15 protein-coding genes and 2 pseudogenes are annotated in these 16,300 nt (G+C 70.6%); 4 read left to right on the forward strand and 13 right to left on the reverse strand.

Features of this window, described 5'->3' with window-relative positions; all coding sequences use genetic code 11:
• Nucleotides 1-32: 32 nt before the first annotated feature.
• A complete protein-coding gene (locus JKJ07_RS32430) occupies nt 33-965 on the forward strand; it encodes a dTDP-glucose 4,6-dehydratase (RefSeq protein ID WP_202995688.1) in 933 nt (310 codons plus the stop codon).
• Nucleotides 966-1,169: 204 nt separating this feature from the next.
• Here JKJ07_RS32430 and JKJ07_RS32435 read toward each other — a convergent pair whose 3' ends face one another.
• From JKJ07_RS32435 to JKJ07_RS32485, 11 genes are all read right to left on the reverse strand, one after another.
• Nucleotides 1,170-1,880, reverse strand: coding sequence for a TspO-related membrane protein (locus JKJ07_RS32435; RefSeq protein ID WP_202995689.1), 711 nt, complete (start codon nt 1,878-1,880; stop codon nt 1,170-1,172).
• Between the two features lie 18 nt (nt 1,881-1,898).
• Nucleotides 1,899-2,159: a YciI family protein gene (locus JKJ07_RS32440; protein WP_202995690.1), complete on the reverse strand. Its 261-nt coding sequence runs from the start codon at nt 2,157-2,159 to the stop codon at nt 1,899-1,901.
• A 140-nt stretch (nt 2,160-2,299) separates the two neighbouring features.
• Nucleotides 2,300-3,157, reverse strand: coding sequence for a proteasome subunit alpha (prcA, locus tag JKJ07_RS32445; RefSeq protein WP_202995691.1), 858 nt, complete (start codon nt 3,155-3,157; stop codon nt 2,300-2,302).
• A 54-nt stretch (nt 3,158-3,211) separates the two neighbouring features.
• Nucleotides 3,212-4,051: a proteasome subunit beta gene (gene prcB / locus JKJ07_RS32450; RefSeq protein WP_202995692.1), complete on the reverse strand. Its 840-nt coding sequence runs from the start codon at nt 4,049-4,051 to the stop codon at nt 3,212-3,214.
• Nucleotides 4,052-4,281: 230 nt separating this feature from the next.
• Nucleotides 4,282-4,497, reverse strand: coding sequence for a ubiquitin-like protein Pup (locus tag JKJ07_RS32455; protein ID WP_202995693.1), 216 nt, complete (start codon nt 4,495-4,497; stop codon nt 4,282-4,284).
• Nucleotides 4,498-4,595: 98 nt separating this feature from the next.
• Complete coding sequence (gene dop / locus JKJ07_RS32460) at nt 4,596-6,113, reverse strand: depupylase/deamidase Dop (RefSeq protein ID WP_369077009.1); 1,518 nt, start codon at nt 6,111-6,113, stop codon at nt 4,596-4,598.
• Nucleotides 6,114-6,160: 47 nt separating this feature from the next.
• Nucleotides 6,161-7,402: an acyltransferase family protein gene (locus tag JKJ07_RS32465; RefSeq protein ID WP_202995694.1), complete on the reverse strand. Its 1,242-nt coding sequence runs from the start codon at nt 7,400-7,402 to the stop codon at nt 6,161-6,163.
• 60 nt (nt 7,403-7,462) lie between these two features.
• A complete protein-coding gene (gene arc / locus JKJ07_RS32470; protein WP_202995695.1) occupies nt 7,463-9,244 on the reverse strand; it encodes a proteasome ATPase in 1,782 nt (593 codons plus the stop codon).
• 339 nt (nt 9,245-9,583) lie between these two features.
• Complete coding sequence (locus JKJ07_RS32475) at nt 9,584-10,174, reverse strand: hypothetical protein (RefSeq protein WP_166661368.1); 591 nt, start codon at nt 10,172-10,174, stop codon at nt 9,584-9,586.
• Nucleotides 10,175-10,244: 70 nt separating this feature from the next.
• Complete coding sequence (locus JKJ07_RS32480; RefSeq protein WP_307834516.1) at nt 10,245-11,240, reverse strand: tRNA (adenine-N1)-methyltransferase; 996 nt, start codon at nt 11,238-11,240, stop codon at nt 10,245-10,247.
• Nucleotides 11,240-12,349: a site-2 protease family protein gene (locus tag JKJ07_RS32485; protein WP_202995974.1), complete on the reverse strand. Its 1,110-nt coding sequence runs from the start codon at nt 12,347-12,349 to the stop codon at nt 11,240-11,242. The genes JKJ07_RS32480 and JKJ07_RS32485 overlap by 1 nt, the downstream gene beginning before the upstream one ends.
• A gap of 153 nt (nt 12,350-12,502) precedes the next feature.
• Between JKJ07_RS32485 and JKJ07_RS50335 the strand changes: the two are divergent.
• The 3 genes and pseudogenes from JKJ07_RS50335 to JKJ07_RS32495 form a co-directional block, all read left to right on the forward strand.
• Nucleotides 12,503-12,817, forward strand: a pseudogene (locus JKJ07_RS50335) (RecB family exonuclease); the annotation flags it as partial.
• Nucleotides 12,818-13,165: 348 nt separating this feature from the next.
• Nucleotides 13,166-13,750, forward strand: a pseudogene (locus JKJ07_RS50345) (RecB family exonuclease); the annotation flags it as partial.
• Between the two features lie 55 nt (nt 13,751-13,805).
• A complete protein-coding gene (locus JKJ07_RS32495; protein WP_268919314.1) occupies nt 13,806-14,489 on the forward strand; it encodes a LuxR C-terminal-related transcriptional regulator in 684 nt (227 codons plus the stop codon).
• A gap of 299 nt (nt 14,490-14,788) precedes the next feature.
• Here the strand turns inward: JKJ07_RS32495 and JKJ07_RS32500 are convergent, their stop codons facing one another.
• Both JKJ07_RS32500 and JKJ07_RS32505 read right to left on the reverse strand, forming a co-directional pair.
• Nucleotides 14,789-15,595, reverse strand: coding sequence for a DUF4097 family beta strand repeat-containing protein (locus tag JKJ07_RS32500; protein ID WP_202995697.1), 807 nt, complete (start codon nt 15,593-15,595; stop codon nt 14,789-14,791).
• Between the two features lie 85 nt (nt 15,596-15,680).
• A complete protein-coding gene (locus tag JKJ07_RS32505; RefSeq protein ID WP_202995698.1) occupies nt 15,681-16,172 on the reverse strand; it encodes a hypothetical protein in 492 nt (163 codons plus the stop codon).
• Nucleotides 16,173-16,300 lie beyond the last annotated feature (128 nt).

Here is a 16,300-nt window from a genome sequence, read left to right on the forward strand (position 1 = left end):
GCATAAGCCACCCATTGGCAGAGTCGTTACTGATGAACGTTCTCGTCACCGGCGGCGCCGGCTTCGTCGGCTCACACTTCGTGCGCGCGGTCCTGGCCGACCGCCTGCCGGGTCTCGAGGGCGCCCGGGTCACCGTGCTCGACAAGCTGACCTCGGCCGGCAATTTCAACAACCTCGGCGAGGTCGCCCACGACAAGCGGCTCGACTTCGTGCCCGGTGACGTGGCCGACGCCGCCCTGACGTCGGCCCTGGTCCGCAAGCACGACGCGATCGTCCACCTGGCCGCCGACAGCGATCCCGCGTCCGGCGTGCTCGGCGCCCAGGCCCTGCTCGACGCCGCGCATCGCTACGGAGTCGAGCGATTTGTCACGGTATCGGCGGGGTCGGTGTACGGATCGGTCAAGTCGGGTTCGAGCACCGAACGCGCACCGCTCAACCCGACGACTCCGTTCGCGGCGGCGAAAGCGGGCGCCGACCTGCTGACCCTGGCCTACCACCGCACCCACGGCCTGCCCGCGACGATCGTCCGCCCGACCGGCACGTACGGCTCCCACCAGCACCCCGACAAGATCATCCCGCGCATGGTGACCCGCCTGCTCGCGGGCGACACCGCTCCCCTGTTCGGCGACGGCTCCGACAGCCGCGACTGGCTGCACGTCTACGACCTGACCCGGGCCCTCGCCCTGGTTCTGACCGACGGCCGCCCCGGCGAGACCTACAACGTCGGCGGCAGCATCGAGATCACCACCCGCGTCCTGACGACCCTGCTGCTCGACCAACTGGGCCTGACCTGGGACAGAGTCGAAACCGTGGCCGACCACCCACCCCACGACGCCCGCCACGCCCTCGACGACGACAAGATCCGTCAAGACCTGGGCTGGCGCCCCCGAGTCGAATTCGACGCCGGCCTCAACACGACGGTCCGCTGGTATCGCGACAATCCGGACTGGTGGCAACCCCTGTAAACCCTTTCCCGTACGCCCTGAGGCCTCCCACAACCGCAATGAGCCAGAACCCGTAGCCTCGGCGACCTCGCTGCCACGAAAGGCCGTAGCGCCCGACCGGGATGTCCCCGGTGGTCGCGCTCCAACCAGCGCGCCTAAACCCCGACGTGCCCTCCAAGCCGCGGACCGCCCCGCACGATCCGACCACTCCAGCGGTCAGGCACGTCAACCCCGGCGGGACGACACGACGCTCCCCGCGGCAACCGCCATCGCGCCCGCCCCCGCGGCCACGCGCACTCCCCGCGGCCGTCTCCGGCTCAGCGCCGTAGTAGCCAGCCCCCAGGCCGCCGTCACCGCGAACGGCACCGCACCCCGCCGGCTCCGGGCCACCGAGGCCGCCACGACCGCCGACGCCGCCACCAGGCCCGCCGTGGACGCGGCCACCAGCTTCGGCGACATCTTGGGCGTGCCCGCGGCCACCGCCCCCGCGACCAAGTTCACCGTGCTGGCCAGGGCCGTCCACCCCAGCAGCAGGCCCGTGCTGACCGGCGTGGCCACGGCCTGCGACTCGGCCCCCTGCGCCCGCCCGTGCGCAACCGCCGCGAAAGCCGTGGCGACCGGCAGCAACACCGGTGTCAACTTGAACCGTTCGCTCTGCGCCGCCACGGACCAGGCCGTGTTCACGGCGTAGGCCCCGGCCAGCGGCCACCCCGTGCGCCGGCTCATCGGATCGTCCTGCCGCCGGCACTGCGCCACCGTCGACGCGACACACCCGGCGAAGATCGGCCCCCATACCGCGAACGCGTAGTCCGGCGGCGTGATGACCGTGTCGTACCGGTCGGTTCGCTCCCCTTTGCCCAGCAGCGCCCCCAGACAGGGCACGGCCACGAACGCGGCACACGACGAGGCGAGGGCGATGGTGCGCGCACTGTCCATTACGTCAGTGTCGACGCCTCACCCCAAGAACGGCACCCATTCCCGTACGCGAACCACTGTCACGCCGGGAGTCGTGAAATACGGGTCGGCCGCCAGAACGGCGTCGACCTCCTCGCGGGAGGGCAGGTCAAGCACGATGAGGGCGCCGCTGTCGTCCGCGTACGGCCCCGCCTGGCGCACCTTGCCGGCGCCGTGCAACGCGGTCAGCGACTGCCGATGAGCGGGCCGGGCAGCGAGCCGCTCGGGGGCATCGGAAAAGGACAGCTCCACGGTCCACATGAGCGGCATCCTAGGCCCTGCCCGCGACTAAGCCCGCCCCGCCGTGGCAGGACGCGGAGCCGCGGGACGGCGGGCGGGCGCGAGGACCCGGCAGGCCGTAGACCCGGGACGCGGTCGGCGCCGCGTCCCGGGCTCAGCGGTCAGGAACCGTCGCCGTTGACGCCGTCGGACGGCTCGGCCGGGTCGGCGCTCTCCGGGGAGTTCGGCTCCTCCTCGGACGCGGCCGACACCGTGGGCTTGTCGGTGGCGGGCGGCGGCGGAGCGGCGTCCACGTCGCCCAGGTCCTGCTCCGGCACGCTCTTGTCACCCTCGAGCAGCGTCGTCAGCGCCGCGCCCTGGATCCGCCGGAACGCGCGGCCCTTGCGGCGCCGGTCGAGCACCGCCACCTCGAGCTGTTTGGCGTCAAGCGTGCGGGTCGCACCGTTCTCGCCACCCACGCTGCCCAGCGCCTCGGCCGCCAGGTGCAGCGCCGTCGGCAGCTCGGCCGCCCCGTCGTGCCGCTCGCGCAGCACGGTCGAGATGGCCTCGGCCTGCCCGCCCATCGCCATGAACCCGGGCTCGTCCATGACCGAGCCGTCGTACGTGATCCGATACAGCTCGTCGGTCTCGGGCGAGGCGCCGACCTGCGCGATGCAGATCTCCACCTCGTACGGCTTCTGGGTCTCGGTGAAGATCGCGCCCAGCGTCTGCGTGTACGCGTTGGCCAGGAACCGGCCGGTGACGTCGCGCCGGTCGTAGCTGTAGCCGTTCACGTCGGCCATCCGGATGCCGGCCCGGCGCAACGACTCGAACTCGTTGTATCGCCCGACCGCCGCGAACCCGATCTTGTCGTAGATCTCGCTGATCTTCCGCAGCGTGGTGATGTTCTCGGCGACCAGCAGAATGCCGCCCTCGTACGTGAGCACCACGGCGGAACGGCCGCGGGCGATGCCCTTACGGGCGTACTCCGAGCGGTCCCGCTGGACCTGCTCGGGTGATGCGTAGAACTGCATGGCCACGGGTGGCTACTCCCTCTCGTCCCTGGTGAATTCGGCTGCGAACAACAACCGGACTCAGCCGCCCGGATTTTCCATGCGCCCGGCGACGACCTGCTCGGCCACCGCGGTGATCTCGGCGTCGGTCAGCCGGTGCACACCGCTCGCCGTCGCCGTCATCACCACCGGGAAGATCTTGCGGGTGAGGTCGGGACCGCCCGTCGCGGTGTCGTCGTCGGCCGCGTCGTACAGCGCCTCGACCGCGAACCGGATCGCCTCGTCGGTGCTCAGCCCCACCCGGTACTTCTTCTTCAGCGCCGACTTGGCGAACAGCGAACCCGAGCCGATCGCGTCGTACCCGGTCTCCTCGTAGAGGCCGCCGGCCACGTCGAAGCTGAAAATGCGCCCGATCTTGGCCGGGTCGGTCGGCGACAGGTCGAAGCCGGCGAACAGCGGCACCACGGCCAGGCCCTGCATCGCCGCGCCGAGGTTGCCGCGCACCATGCCGGCCAGCCGGTTCGCCTTGCCGTCGAGCGAGAGCATCGTGCCCTCGATCTTCTCGTAGTGCTCCAGCTCCACCTGGAACAGCCGCATCAGCTCGATACCGATACCGGCCGTGCCCGCGATGCCGATCAGCGAATACGAGTCGGCGGGGTGCACCTTCTCGATATCCCGGCTGGCGATGAGATTGCCCATCGTCGCCCGCCGGTCGCCACCCATCACAACACCGTCAGCCGTAGCGATGGCCACGATCGTCGTCGCATGCGGCGCGATGTCAGCCGACAACCCCGGCGGCAACGGCCGGCGGCCCGGAAGCAGCTCGGGTGACGCGTGGGTCAGGAACTGCGTGAAGGAGGACGTCCCCGCGTTGGTGAAGTAATCCGGCATGCGCCCGGATGGATCAAAGTCCTTTGCCACGTGGTTCCTTTCAGATACGTGTTCGCTCCGGCATCCCCGGGTTACCGGTGCAGTTGAAGAACCTTATCCCGCTGCACAACGCCGGGGCGATGATCGTGGTCGACGTGTTGGGCCGGACGGCAACGGCCGCCAGGCGAGGGAGCACCTGACGGCCGCACGGAGCCTCCGCGGGGTTGCCGCGGCGATCATTTCGCTGAGGGCTTAGCCCCTACGCGAATCGGACAATAGCCTCATTGCCCGCCTTTTTGCACGTATCCCCTCACGAACTCTTCTGCGTTCTCTTCGAGGACGGAGTCGATTTCGTCCAGGAGGTCGTCGACGTCCTCGGTGATTTCGGCGTGCCGCTCGGCTACCTCAGGGTTGGCTTCAGTGGTGGTCTCGTCGACTTGCTCGTCCTGCCGGCCCTTGCCCGACTGCGACTGCCCGCCGGTGTCCCGAGTTGCCATCGGTTTCCCCCTTCTGCGCCACCCGAAGCCAGCGACTACGGGTTGAGAAAAATCTACCTCGCCCCTGTGACAAAACGCCCCGCCGGTCCGGGTGTTTCTCAGCGGCTGGTGATCACTTCGAGAAGGTCCTTCGCGCTCTCGCACTTGTCGAACAGCGCGCCCACGTGCTTCTTCGTCCCGCGCTCGGGCTCCATCATCGGCACCCGTACGAGAGACTCGCGCCCGACGTCGAAGATGACCGAGTCCCAGCTGGCCGCGACCACTTCGGACGCGTACTGCGCGAGGCAGCGCCCCCGGAAGTAGGCCCGGGTGTCCTCCGGCGGCTCCGACATGGCGAGCTGCGTGTCCTCGGGGTCGAGCAGCGTCTTCATCGACCCCCGCGCCACGAGCCGGTGGTAGAGGCCCTTCTCGGGGCGCACGTCGGCGTATTGCAGGTCGACGAGCTGGAGCTTGGGCGAGGACCAGCCCAGGTTTTCCCGCTCGCGGTAGCCCTCGAGCAGCCGCAGTTTGGCCACCCAGTCGAGGGTGTCGGCGCATTCCATGGGGTCGCGGCCGAGCTTGTCGAGGATGTCTTCCCACCGGTCGAGCACGTCCTTCGTCTGCTCGTCGGCGTCGTCACCCTCACGCTCGTCGACGAACGCCCGCGCCCGCTCGTAGTAGGCCCATTGCAGGTCGAGGGCCGTGAGCTTGCGGCCGTCGCGCAGCCGGATGAGGTGTTGCAGCGTCGGGTCGTGGCTGACGGCTTTGAGCTCGCTGACCGGGTCGGCGATGCCGAGGTCGCCGCTGAACACCTTCTCCTCGATCATGTTGAGCACCAGCGCCGTGGTGCCCATCTTGAGGTAGGTGGCGATCTCGGAGAGGTTGGCGTCGCCGATGATGACGTGCAGCCGGCGGTATTTGTCGGCGTCGGCGTGGGGCTCGTCGCGGGTGTTGATGATCGGCCGCTTGAGCGTGGTCTCGAGCCCGACCTCGACCTCGAAGAAGTCGGCGCGGGAGCTGATCTGGAAGCCGGCGCCGGAGCCGTCCTGCCCGAGGCCGACGCGGCCGACGCCGGTGAAGATCTGCCGGGTGACGAAGAACGGCGTGAGGTGGGCGACGATGTCGGCGAACGGCGTCTGCCGCTTCATCAGGTAGTTCTCGTGCGACCCGTACGAGGCGCCTTTGTTGTCGGTGTTGTTCTTGTAGAGCTGGATGCGGTGGGTGCCGGGGATGGTGGCCGCGCGCCGGGACGCTTCGGCCATCACGCGCTCGCCGGCCTTGTCCCATTTGACGATGTCGAGCGGGTTGGTGCATTCGGGGGTGCTGTATTCGGGGTGGGCGTGGTCGACGTAGAGCCGGGCCCCGTTGGTCAGTATCACGTTGGCCAGGCCGAGGTCTTCGTCGGCGAGGGCGTCGGCCGGGTCGTAGGCCGCCCCGGAGTAGGTGAAGCCGCGTGCGTCGCGCAGCGGCGACTCTTCCTCGTAGTCCCACCGGGCGCGTCCGCCGCGGTTGAGTTCGGGCCGGGCCCCGTACGCGTTGACCACCTGCGACGAGGTGACCATCGGGTTGGCGCCGGGCTGCCCGGGAACGGAGATGCCGTACTCGACCTCGGTGCCCATAATCCGTCGAACGCTCATGCGACCACCCCGCCCGCCACGCTGCCCCTGCTGCTCATGTATCGAGCCTAGACGCTCTCGCGCGCGTTCTCGCCCCGCCCCGTGCCCGGCGCGGCACGCTGGGTGGCCGGGATCGGCGGCGGTGGGTGACGGGTATCGATCTTGTCGAGCAGGCGGCGGCCGAGTCGCTGTGCCGGGCGTTCCACGATGCGGTACGACAGCCAGGCGAGACCGAGAACGCTCGCGAGGTACGCCAGCCCGGTAATCACGCGTACGGGGAGGGGTTGTGTCCCGAGATCCGGGACGATTCGCGGCAAAAGGAAGAGCACGATCACGTGCAGCAGATACAGGGAGTAGCTGATCCGGCCGAGCCAGGTGAGCGCCCGCGGCATCGTTCGGTGCCGAAATACGTACGCGATAAGGAAAATCGTCGCAACCGCGAACACGTCGGCGAGCCAGGCGCGCTGTGTCCACTGCGCACCGACGACGCTCGCGGCGACCACCCCGAGGGCGGCCGGCCCGGCAACTCGTCCGATCTGCCCGTGTTGCCAGCGATACACCACTGTGCCCGCAAACATCACGGCGAGCAGGAGCAGTGCCTGCTGGGACGACCGCACCGTGCTGGCCGCCGCCGGATGCCCGTTGAGCGCCGGCACGAGCACGAAGCCGATCCCGATCACTCCCGCCGCCCGCGACCGAGCCGCGAAGACCAAGGTCAGGGTCAGGAGCAGGCCCAGCAGCAGCAAAGCGGCCAGGAGGCGACGGTTCTCCCCCAGCAGCGCGTCCGGCAGCGGCACCGCCCACGCCGTCAGGGCGAGCGCCGCCGCGTACCACGCGCTGTGCCGGTGCAGGCCCCACGCGTAGAGCCCGGTCACGACGAGGTAGAAGACCATCTCGTACGACAGGGTCCAGAAGACGCGCACGACGCCGCGCACGCCGACCAGGTCGGGCATCATCGTCACGTGCGCGAGCACCCCGGTGCCGGTCTCCGCACGCAGCGAGGCCTGCCAGTGCAGCAGCCCGGCCGCGGCGAGCAGGGCGAACACGGCGATCGTGGCCAGGTAGGCCGGGTAGATCCGGAACAGCCGCCCGATCCAGAACCGGCGCAGCGAGCCGTGCCGTTCCAGCGACATCGGGATGACGTACCCGCTGACCAGGAAGAACAGCAGCACTGCGGTCTTGCCGAGGTCGATGTGGCGCATGACGGCCAGGTGCGCCTCGGTGCCGATCACCTGCGGGCTCAGGTGGAACAGCACGACCGTCAGCGCGGCGAGCCCCCGCAAGGCATCGAGCCAGTCCAAGCGCCTCATGGGTGGTGCAACGACGGCGCGGGCCGGGGGAAACCCCCGGCCCGCGCTGGAAAACCGTCGTTACAGGTACTGACCGGTGTTGCTGGCCGTCTCGATCGAGCGGCCGGCCTCGGCGCCCTTGCCACCGGAGACGAGCGTGCGGATGTAGACGATCCGCTCGCCCTTCTTGCCGGAGATGCGGGCCCAGTCGTCGGGGTTGGTCGTGTTGGGCAGGTCCTCATTTTCGCGGAACTCGTCGACGCAGGAGTCGAGCAGGTGCTGCAGGCGCAGCCCCTTCTTGCCGCTGGTGAGGAACTCCTTGATGGCCATCTTCTTGCCGCGGTCCACGATGTTCTGGATCATGGCGCCGGAGTTGAAGTCCTTGAAGTAGAGGACTTCCTTGTCACCGTTGGCGTAGGTGACCTCGAGGAACCTGTTCTCCTCGGACTCCGTGTACATCCGCATGACCACGGCGTCGATCATCGCGGCCACCGTGACGGCGGCGTCGTTGCCGTGCTCGGCCAGGTCGTCCGTGCTGAGCGGCAGGCCCTGCAGGATGTACTTGCCGAAGATGTCCTTCGCCGCCTCGGCGTCCGGGCGCTCGATCTTGATCTTCACGTCGAGCCGGCCGGGGCGCAGGATGGCCGGGTCGATCATGTCCTCACGGTTGGAGGCGCCGATCACGATCACGTTCTCCAGGCCCTCGACGCCGTCGATCTCGCTGAGGAGCTGCGGAACGATGGTGTTCTCGACGTCGCTGGAGACACCCGAGCCACGGGTGCGGAAGATCGAGTCCATCTCGTCGAAGAACACGATGACCGGCGTGCCCTCGCCGGCCTTCTCCCGGGCCCGCTGGAAGACCAGGCGGATGTGCCGCTCGGTCTCACCCACGTACTTGTTGAGCAGCTCCGGGCCCTTGATGTTGAGGAAGTAGCTGGTGTGCTTCTCCTCGCCGCGCCGCTCGGCGATCTTCTTCGCCAGCGAGTTGGCGACCGCCTTGGCGATCAAGGTCTTGCCGCAGCCGGGCGGGCCGTAGAGCAGGATGCCCTTCGGCGGGCGCAGCTGGTGCTCCCGGAACAGGTCGGCGTGCAGGAACGGCAGCTCGACAGCGTCGCGGATCTGCTCGATCTGGGAGTGCAGGCCGCCGATGTCGGTGTAGTCGACGTCGGGCACCTCCTCCAGCACGAGCTCCTCGACCTCACTCTTGGGAATGCGCTCGTAGGCGTACGCCGACCGCGGCTCGATCATGAGCGAGTCGCCCGCACGGAGCTTCTCGATCTCGAGCGAGTCGGCGAGCGAGACGATCCGCTCCTCGTCGGCGTGCGAGACGACCAAGGCCCGGTCGCCGCGCTGCCCGTCGGGGCCCGCGAGGACCTCCTTGAGCGTGACCACCTCACCGGTGCGCTCGAAGCCGAACGCGTCGACCACGTTCAGCGCATCGTTGAGCAGCACCTCCTGCCCGCGCTGGAGCTCCTCGACCTCGAGGGACGGGGAGACCGCCACGCGGAGCTTGCGGCCGCCGGTGAAGACATCCACCGTGCCGTCCTCGTGGGCGATGAGGAAAACGCCGTAACCGCTGGGCGGCTGGGCGAGCCGGTCAATCTCTTCCTTGAGAGTGACGATCTGGGCCCGGGCTTCCTTCAAGGTCGCCACGAGCCGGTCGTTGTTCTCGGTCAGTCGGGCCAGCTGCGCCTGCGTTGCCGCGAGCCGTTCCTCGAGCTGCCGGACGTGTCGTGGGCTTTCGGTCAACTTCCGCCGAACAAGGGCGAGTTCCTCTTGCAGGAACGCGACCTGGCTGGAGAGATCGTTGGCCTCTTTCTCCCAACGTGCGGCGCGTGAATCCGCCTCGTCGCTACGTGCCACGTCCCACCTCCCCGGGGGCTCGAACGTCTTGGGATAACACTAGCCGCTGCGGACCGGATTTCGACCCGTGCAACACCCTCGTCACCGAGTCTTGATCCATTAGGCCGGTGCCCGCAAGGTCTTTGTCGGTGGGTTCCGATACCGTCCCCGGGGTTGTTTTCCGCCCGGACGGCCTCCCGGCGCGCGACGGCGTCTACCTGCTGCGCAGCGGAAAACCGAGCAAACCCTTCCCCCGTACGGGATGGGGTGCCGGCGGCCGCGCAAACCCGTCGATGGCCCTGGTGAGAACGGGAAAAAAGTCACAAGCCCGAAACGAACGTTAGGGGGTCCGGACGACCCCTACAGTGTCGGACGCCCCACGAGCGACGCGACGACGCGCGAGAACTCCTCGAGACGGGCGATCTGGCCCGGCCCGCCGTCGTCGAGGGTCTTGCCGAAGCGCAGCGCGTCGTGCCGGATGGTGGCGCGTGATTCACCTTCATCCATGCCGGGCGGCGGCACGGCGTCGTCGACCGAGCTGAGCAGCAGGTAGACGTCGATGCTGTCGACCCGGGCCTGGCCGTTGGACGTGCGGGTGAGCCGGCGCCGGCAGCCCACCTCGGTGACCGTAGACAGCGGCACCACCCGCAGCGACGAGGTCATCGAGCCGACCGGGCCGTCGCCTGGCGCCACGTCCTCGCCGTGCCAGAGCACCAGGCGGCTGCCGTCGCAGATGACGACCTCCTGCCAGACGCCGTTGACCTCGTTGACGAAGCGCTCGAGGGTGAAGCTGAGCACCGAGGCGCCGCGCAGCACGCCAAACAGCGCGTCCAGCGCCACCTCGGGATCACGCAGGTAGGCGCGGGCGGCCGAGTCGAGATCCTGGTAGGGCGACCAGTCCGGGAAGACCGCCGGCATCTCGTTGCTGCCGCCGAACGGCGGAGAACTCATCGCGCCCACCCGATCCTCCCCGAGCCGTGCCACTGCCGAAAAGGAAGCTACCCGACCGCGCCACGCCGCGTCACATCTCTGGCGAGGGACCCTGGTCGGCCGGTGTTTCGTCGATCTCCGCGTCGATCTCCGCGGCGGGCTCGGCGGCGGGCTCGGCGGCGAGCGCGGCCTGGGCGGCCCGCTTGAGCGCGTACGCCTCGGCGCCCTTGCTCGGCTTGCGCCGGCGCGGCGGCGCGGTGACGCCGGGCGCGAGCTTGCGCGCCGAGACCAGGAACGCCGTGTGCGCGATCATCCGGTGGTCGGGCCGCACGGCCAGGCCCTCGGCGTGCCAGTCGCGCACCAGCGACTCCCAGGCCCGCGGCTCGGTCCACCCGCCCCGCTCGCGCAGGGCCTCCACGAGCTCGGAGAGCTGCGGCGTGGTGGCCACGTACCCGATGAACACCCCGCCCGGCACGAGCGCCTTCTCGACCATGTCGAGGGCCTCCCACGGGGTCAGCATGTCGAGGACGATCCGGTCGAAACCGGTCTCCGGGTTGCCCGCCACGTCGCCCGAGTGCAGGTGCCACGCCGGGTGCGGGCCGCCGAAGAACGACTCCACATTTTTGCGCGCGATCGCGGCGAAGTCGTCCCTCAACTCGTACGAGTGAAGCTCTCCGCTCGTGCCCACCGCCCGCAGCAGCGAGCAGGTCAGCGCGCCCGAGCCGACCCCGGCCTCGAGGACCTTGGCGCCCGGGAAGATGTCACCCATGGCGACGATCTGGGCGGCGTCCTTGGGATAGATGACCTGCGCGCCGCGCGGCATGGACAGCACGAAGTCGCTCAGCAGCGGGCGCAGCGCCAGGTAGGACGTGCTGCCGGTCGAGGTGACGACGCTGCCGTCGGGCAGGCCGATCAGGGCGTCGTGCTCGATCGCGCCGCGGTGGGTGTGGAACGACTTGCCCGGCTCGAGCACGATCGTGTGCATCCGGCCCTTGGGGTCGGTGAGCTGGACGCGGTCACCCGCCCGGAACGGCCCGCGGTGCGCGGGCTGCGAGTCGTCGACGACGGTGGCAGGCGAAATGGTCACTACTTCTCTTTCTGCTTCACGGGGCGTTGCGGGCGGCGGGGTTCCAGCACCTGAGCGACGTCACCCACCCGCAGAACTCCCACCACATCCTCGCCCGAGGTGACCACGTATTGCGCGGCAGGGTGCGCCTGCAGCGCGCGGACGACCTGCTCGCCGCTGAGCCCGAGCGGGAGCGCGGGCACCGCGTCACGCGAGCGGGCCACGCTGTCGACGGCCACCCACGGGCGCCGGTCGACCGGCACGCGCTCGGCGGCGACCGGGTCGACCAGTGCGGTGAGATTACCGGCCGAGTCCGACACGGCGAGCACCACGTTGGGCCGCGGGTCCTCCGAGCGGCGGCGCTGGGCCTCGCCGAGCGGGGTGCCGGCGGGCACGGTGAGCAGCGGGCGGGCCAGCTGGTTGAGGTCGACCAGGGGGAACCGGCGGGTCATCCGGGCCAGCCGGATCGACTGGCCCGCGCCCTGCCACAGGGTGAACACGACGAGCAGCACGAACAGCAGCCCGAGCAGGGTGATCGTGCCCAGCCGGTAGAACCAGAAGGCGGTCATGCCGGTGCCGAACGCGATCAGCCGGCCCGCCCAGCCGGCCAGCTCGGTGGCGCGGTTGCGGTCCTTGAAGATCGCCCACAGTCCGGCCCGCAGCGCCCGCCCGCCGTCGAGCGGCAGCCCCGGCAGCACGTTGAAGATCGCCACGAGGATGTTGCTGGCGGCCAGCTGGAACGCGATCTGCTCGGGCATCGTGCGGTCGGGCAGGGCCAGGAAGGCCGCCGTGGCGACGCCGCCGAGCACGAGGCTGACGGCCGGGCCGGCCAGGCTGACCAGGGCGTCGACGCGCGGGGTGGGCGCGTCGCGATCCATCTCGGTCCAGCCGCCGAGCAGCTCGAGGGTGATGCCGCGGACGCCGATCTTGAAGCGGCGGGCGGTCAGCGCGTGGCCCAGCTCGTGCAGCAGCACCGAGCCCAGCAGGCAGACCACGAAGCCGAAGCCCACCACGTACGCCAGGGGGCCGGGCAGGTCGAGCCGGTCGCGCACGTAGCCGCCGTAGACGAACGTGACCAGGGCGGCCAGCAGCACCATGGACCCGTTGACGAAGATCGGGATGCCCAGCACGTGACCCACGGGCCGCCCGGCGCGCCGTGTCTGCCGCCGCTGCCGCGCCCCGTTGCTGCTCGCCGTGCTGTCGTCCACGGCGTCGATGCTACGGAAGCGACCTGAGAGCCCCTCTCAGCGTTTTTGTCATACCTCTGCCCTAGCCTTCTTGCCATGACGGTCTCCCCCGCCTCGCCCGCCGAGGTCCAGGCGCCGCACGCCGGCCCCTCGTTGTCACCGTCGCGCGCGGCCGACTTCAAGACGTGCCCGCTGCTGTTCCGCTTCCGCACGATCGACCGCCTGCCCGAGCAGCCCACCGCCGACCAGGTGCGGGGCACACTGGTGCACGCCGTGCTCGAGTCGCTGTTCGACCTGCCCGCCGCCGAGCGCACGCCGGAGGCCGCGGCCGCGCTGGTCGCCCCCTCGTGGCAACGGCTGCTGGAGCAGGAGCCCGAGCTGTCCGAGATCTTCGCGGCGGCCACGAGTTCTGAAATCCCCGGTCAGACCGTTCTAGATGGGTCGGCGCCCGTTCTTGATCCGGTGGCCGCCTCGGCGGGGGTCGCCCTGCCGGCCGATGCCGGATTCGCACCGGTCCGCGCCGCCGATCCCGTCGGTGCCGCCGCCTCGGCTGGGCTCGCCGATCCCGCCGCTGTCGCCGCCTCGGCTGGGTCCGCCGATCCCGCCGCTGTCGCCGCTTCGGCTGGGTCCGCCGATCCCGCCGCTGTCGCCGCTTCGGCTGGGCTCGCCGATCCCGCCGCTGTCGCCGCTTCGGCTGGGCTCGCCGATCCCGCCGCTGTCGCCGCCGAGGCCGACGCGACCGGTGGCCTCTCCCCCGGCGCCGACGAGCCCGCCCGGCTGGCCGCCTTCCTGGCCGGCGCCCAGGCCCTGCTCCCCGGCTATTTCGCGGTGGAGGATCCGCGGCGGCTTGAGCCCGCCGAGCGCGAGACCCTGGTCTCCACCCTGGTCGACGACGAGCTGCTGATCCGCGGCTACATCGACCGCCTCGACGTGGCCCCCAGCGGCGACCTGCGCGTGGTCGACTACAAGACCGGCGGCGCCCCCCGCGAGGCCTTCGAGGGCCGGGCCTTGTTCCAGCTGAAGTTCTACGCGCTGGTGCTGTGGCGCACCCGCGGCGTCGTCCCCCGGGTCCTGCGCCTGCTCTATCTGAAGGACGCCGAGGTCTGCGACTACAGCCCCGACGCCGACGAGCTGGAGCGTTTCGAGCGCACCCTGGTCGCCCTGTCCGAGGCGATCGAGCGGGCCAAGCGCGAGCAGAATTTCCTGCCCAAGCCGAGCCGGCTGTGCGGCTGGTGCAGCCACCAGGCCCTGTGCCCGGCCAAGGGCGGCACCCCGCCGCCCTACCCGTCCGCCCCCGGCGTGCCCCTGCAAGTCGGCCCGGCCGACGACGACCGCCTGGCCTGACCCCCTAGGGTGTCGCCATGCACTCGCCCCGCCCGCTCGCCACCCGGGGGCCGCGTTGACGGCGCAACGGCCCCTGCGCGTGCTCCTCGCCGACGCCGCGCCGATGCAGCGGTCCGGGTTGCGGGCGATCCTGACCGCGGCCGGCGGGCCGGTCGAGATCGTGGCCGCGGGTGAGACCGGCGACGGCGGCGAGGCGGTCGATCTGGCCCGCCGGCTGCTGCCCGACGTGCTGATCGCCGACTTCGACCTGCCCCGCGTCGACGGCCTGGGCGTGGCCCGCGCCGTGGCGCAGTCCGGCCTGCCCGTCCGGGTGCTGCTGCTCACCGAGCACGGCACCGACGAGGACGTGCTGGCCGCGATCACCGCCGGCGCCGCGGGCTTCCTGCTCAAGAACGCCCCGGCCGAGGAGCTGGTGGCCGCCGTGCGGGCCGTGGCGGCGGGCGGCGCGGTCATCGCTCCCCCGGTGCTGGCCCACATCCTCGTACGGGTCGCTGAGGCCCTGCCCGCCCCCGAGACGACCGCCGCCGGCAAGCTCGACACTCTCACCGAGCGCGAACGCGAGGTGCTGATCCACGTCGCGCGCGGGCACTCCAACGCCGAGATCGCCGCCGCGCTCCAGGTGAGCGAGACGACGATCAAGACTCATGTCGGCCACGTGCTGACCAAACTGCGCCTGCGCGACCGCACCCAGGCGGTGGTCCTGGCCTACGAGACGGGCCTGGTCAAACCCGGCGCCTGACCAAGATCGGCAACCGCCCTTGATCAAGGATCTTGCCGAGCCGCCGCCCCCACCCCCACCCCAGCCTTGGGAGGGAGGGCCAGGTTAGCGCGCCGTCAAGCCCGCTGCCGCAGTTGTCCCCAGGCCGGTCCCGCCGATCCGGAGTCGTCCACAGGCTCAGTTCTCGCGGCGCGGGTTGGGTGTCGGGCCCCGGCTCACCGGCCACTCCGGCGGGGTGAAGCGTCCGGCTCGCTTGCGGCGGCCCCCAGTGAGGCGGCGGCGGGCGGAGTTCTCGATCTCGAAGCGGTTGTCGGGCAGCATCAGAGGGCCTTCCCTTCGGTGGTGGCGCGGTGGATGTGGATGTCGCCGCTGGCCGTGCGGACCCGCAGCTCGATCGTGCTGCCGGTGGCCGGGGTCTCGCTCTGCGGCGCGAGGTCGCTGGTGGTGCGGCCGGAGGCGGTGTTGAGGTCGAGCCACACCCCGGCGCCGGCCGCGATGCCGGCCTGCACATCGCCCGAGGCCGTACGGATCTCGCTCTGGCCGGCGCTGAGGCGGCCGACGATGACGTCGCCCGACGCCGTGGACGCCCGGAGCGCTCCCGCGGCCGTTCCGACGAACACATCGCCGCTCGCCGACTTCACTTTGGCGTCACCGGTGACGTCATTGAGCCGCACGTCGCCGGAGGCGGTGTCCAGCTTCACCAGGCCGCCGGCCCGGCCGACGCTGAGGTCGCCGCTCGCGGAGTCCAGCGAGACGTTGCCGGTGGCCTCGGCCAGCTCCACGTCGGCCGAGGCGACGTCGAGCTTGACGTCCGACCAGACGCCTGCGGCCTGGATGTCGGCCGAGGCGCTCTTGCCGTTGAGGGCGCTTCCGATCGGCACCCGGGCCGTGATGGCGAGCTTGGCCGAGCGGCGCCAGATCTTCGCGTCGTGCGGGACCTCGATGAGCAGCGTGTCGCCGTCGAGGACGACGCGGGTCTTGTCGGCGGCCTCGGCCGAGCTGTCCCGGTCGTCCATCGGCTCGACCGTGACCTGCACGGTGTCGCGCTCCTCGGCGTGCAGGGCCACGACGCCGGAGTTGGCGCGCAGGGTGACCGTGACCGGGGTGGGGTGCTCGAACTCGAACATGAGGGGTCTCCTAACGGTGAAGAGGGCATGCGGAAACGCTCGACCCTCACCCAGGGGAAGAGTCAAGAGGCGGAACGGAGGGAGATCAGGCCTGGAAGAAGCCGGTCACTCGCTTGGGGTTGCGACCGCCCGGATAAGGGGCGGGTGGCGGCACGTTGACAGCCATGGTCACCGCGCGCACCAGCCACGCGTTGACGGAGATGCCCTCGGCCGCGGCCGTCTGCTCGACGTGGGTCTTGAGCGACTCGGGCATCCGCAGGGTGAGCCGGCTCAGGTCGCCGCTGTCGGGCGGCACCGGCGGGGCGGGCGGGGCCGGGGGCGCCGGGGGCTCCGGCGCGTGGTGGGTGACCACCAGGTCGGCGTCCCGGCCGCGCAGCCGCACCTCGACGCTCGACTCGGGCAGCCGCGTGGTGATCTCGGCGGCGGCGTCGGAGAGCGCCTCCAGCAGCGCCAGCCGGGCCGACGACTCGAGTGAGTGCCCGAGCAGCTCGGCCGCCCGGATCGTCTCCGGCCCGGCCGGCGCCGCGGCGGCCGTGAGGTCGGCGCGGAGGGTCTCGAGGTACGGCGTCAAATCCATGACTCCACTATGACGTCACTGATGACGTCAGTCAAGCGTCACGGTGACATCTCAGGGTCGACCCTGAGAGTCCCCTGGGTGTTCCCCGTATCGAAATCTCCGCGTCCCTCTACGCCCGTGGTCGGACG

The organism is Paractinoplanes lichenicola (assembly GCF_016785085.1).
GTDB lineage: Bacteria > Actinomycetota > Actinomycetes > Mycobacteriales > Micromonosporaceae > Actinoplanes > Actinoplanes lichenicola.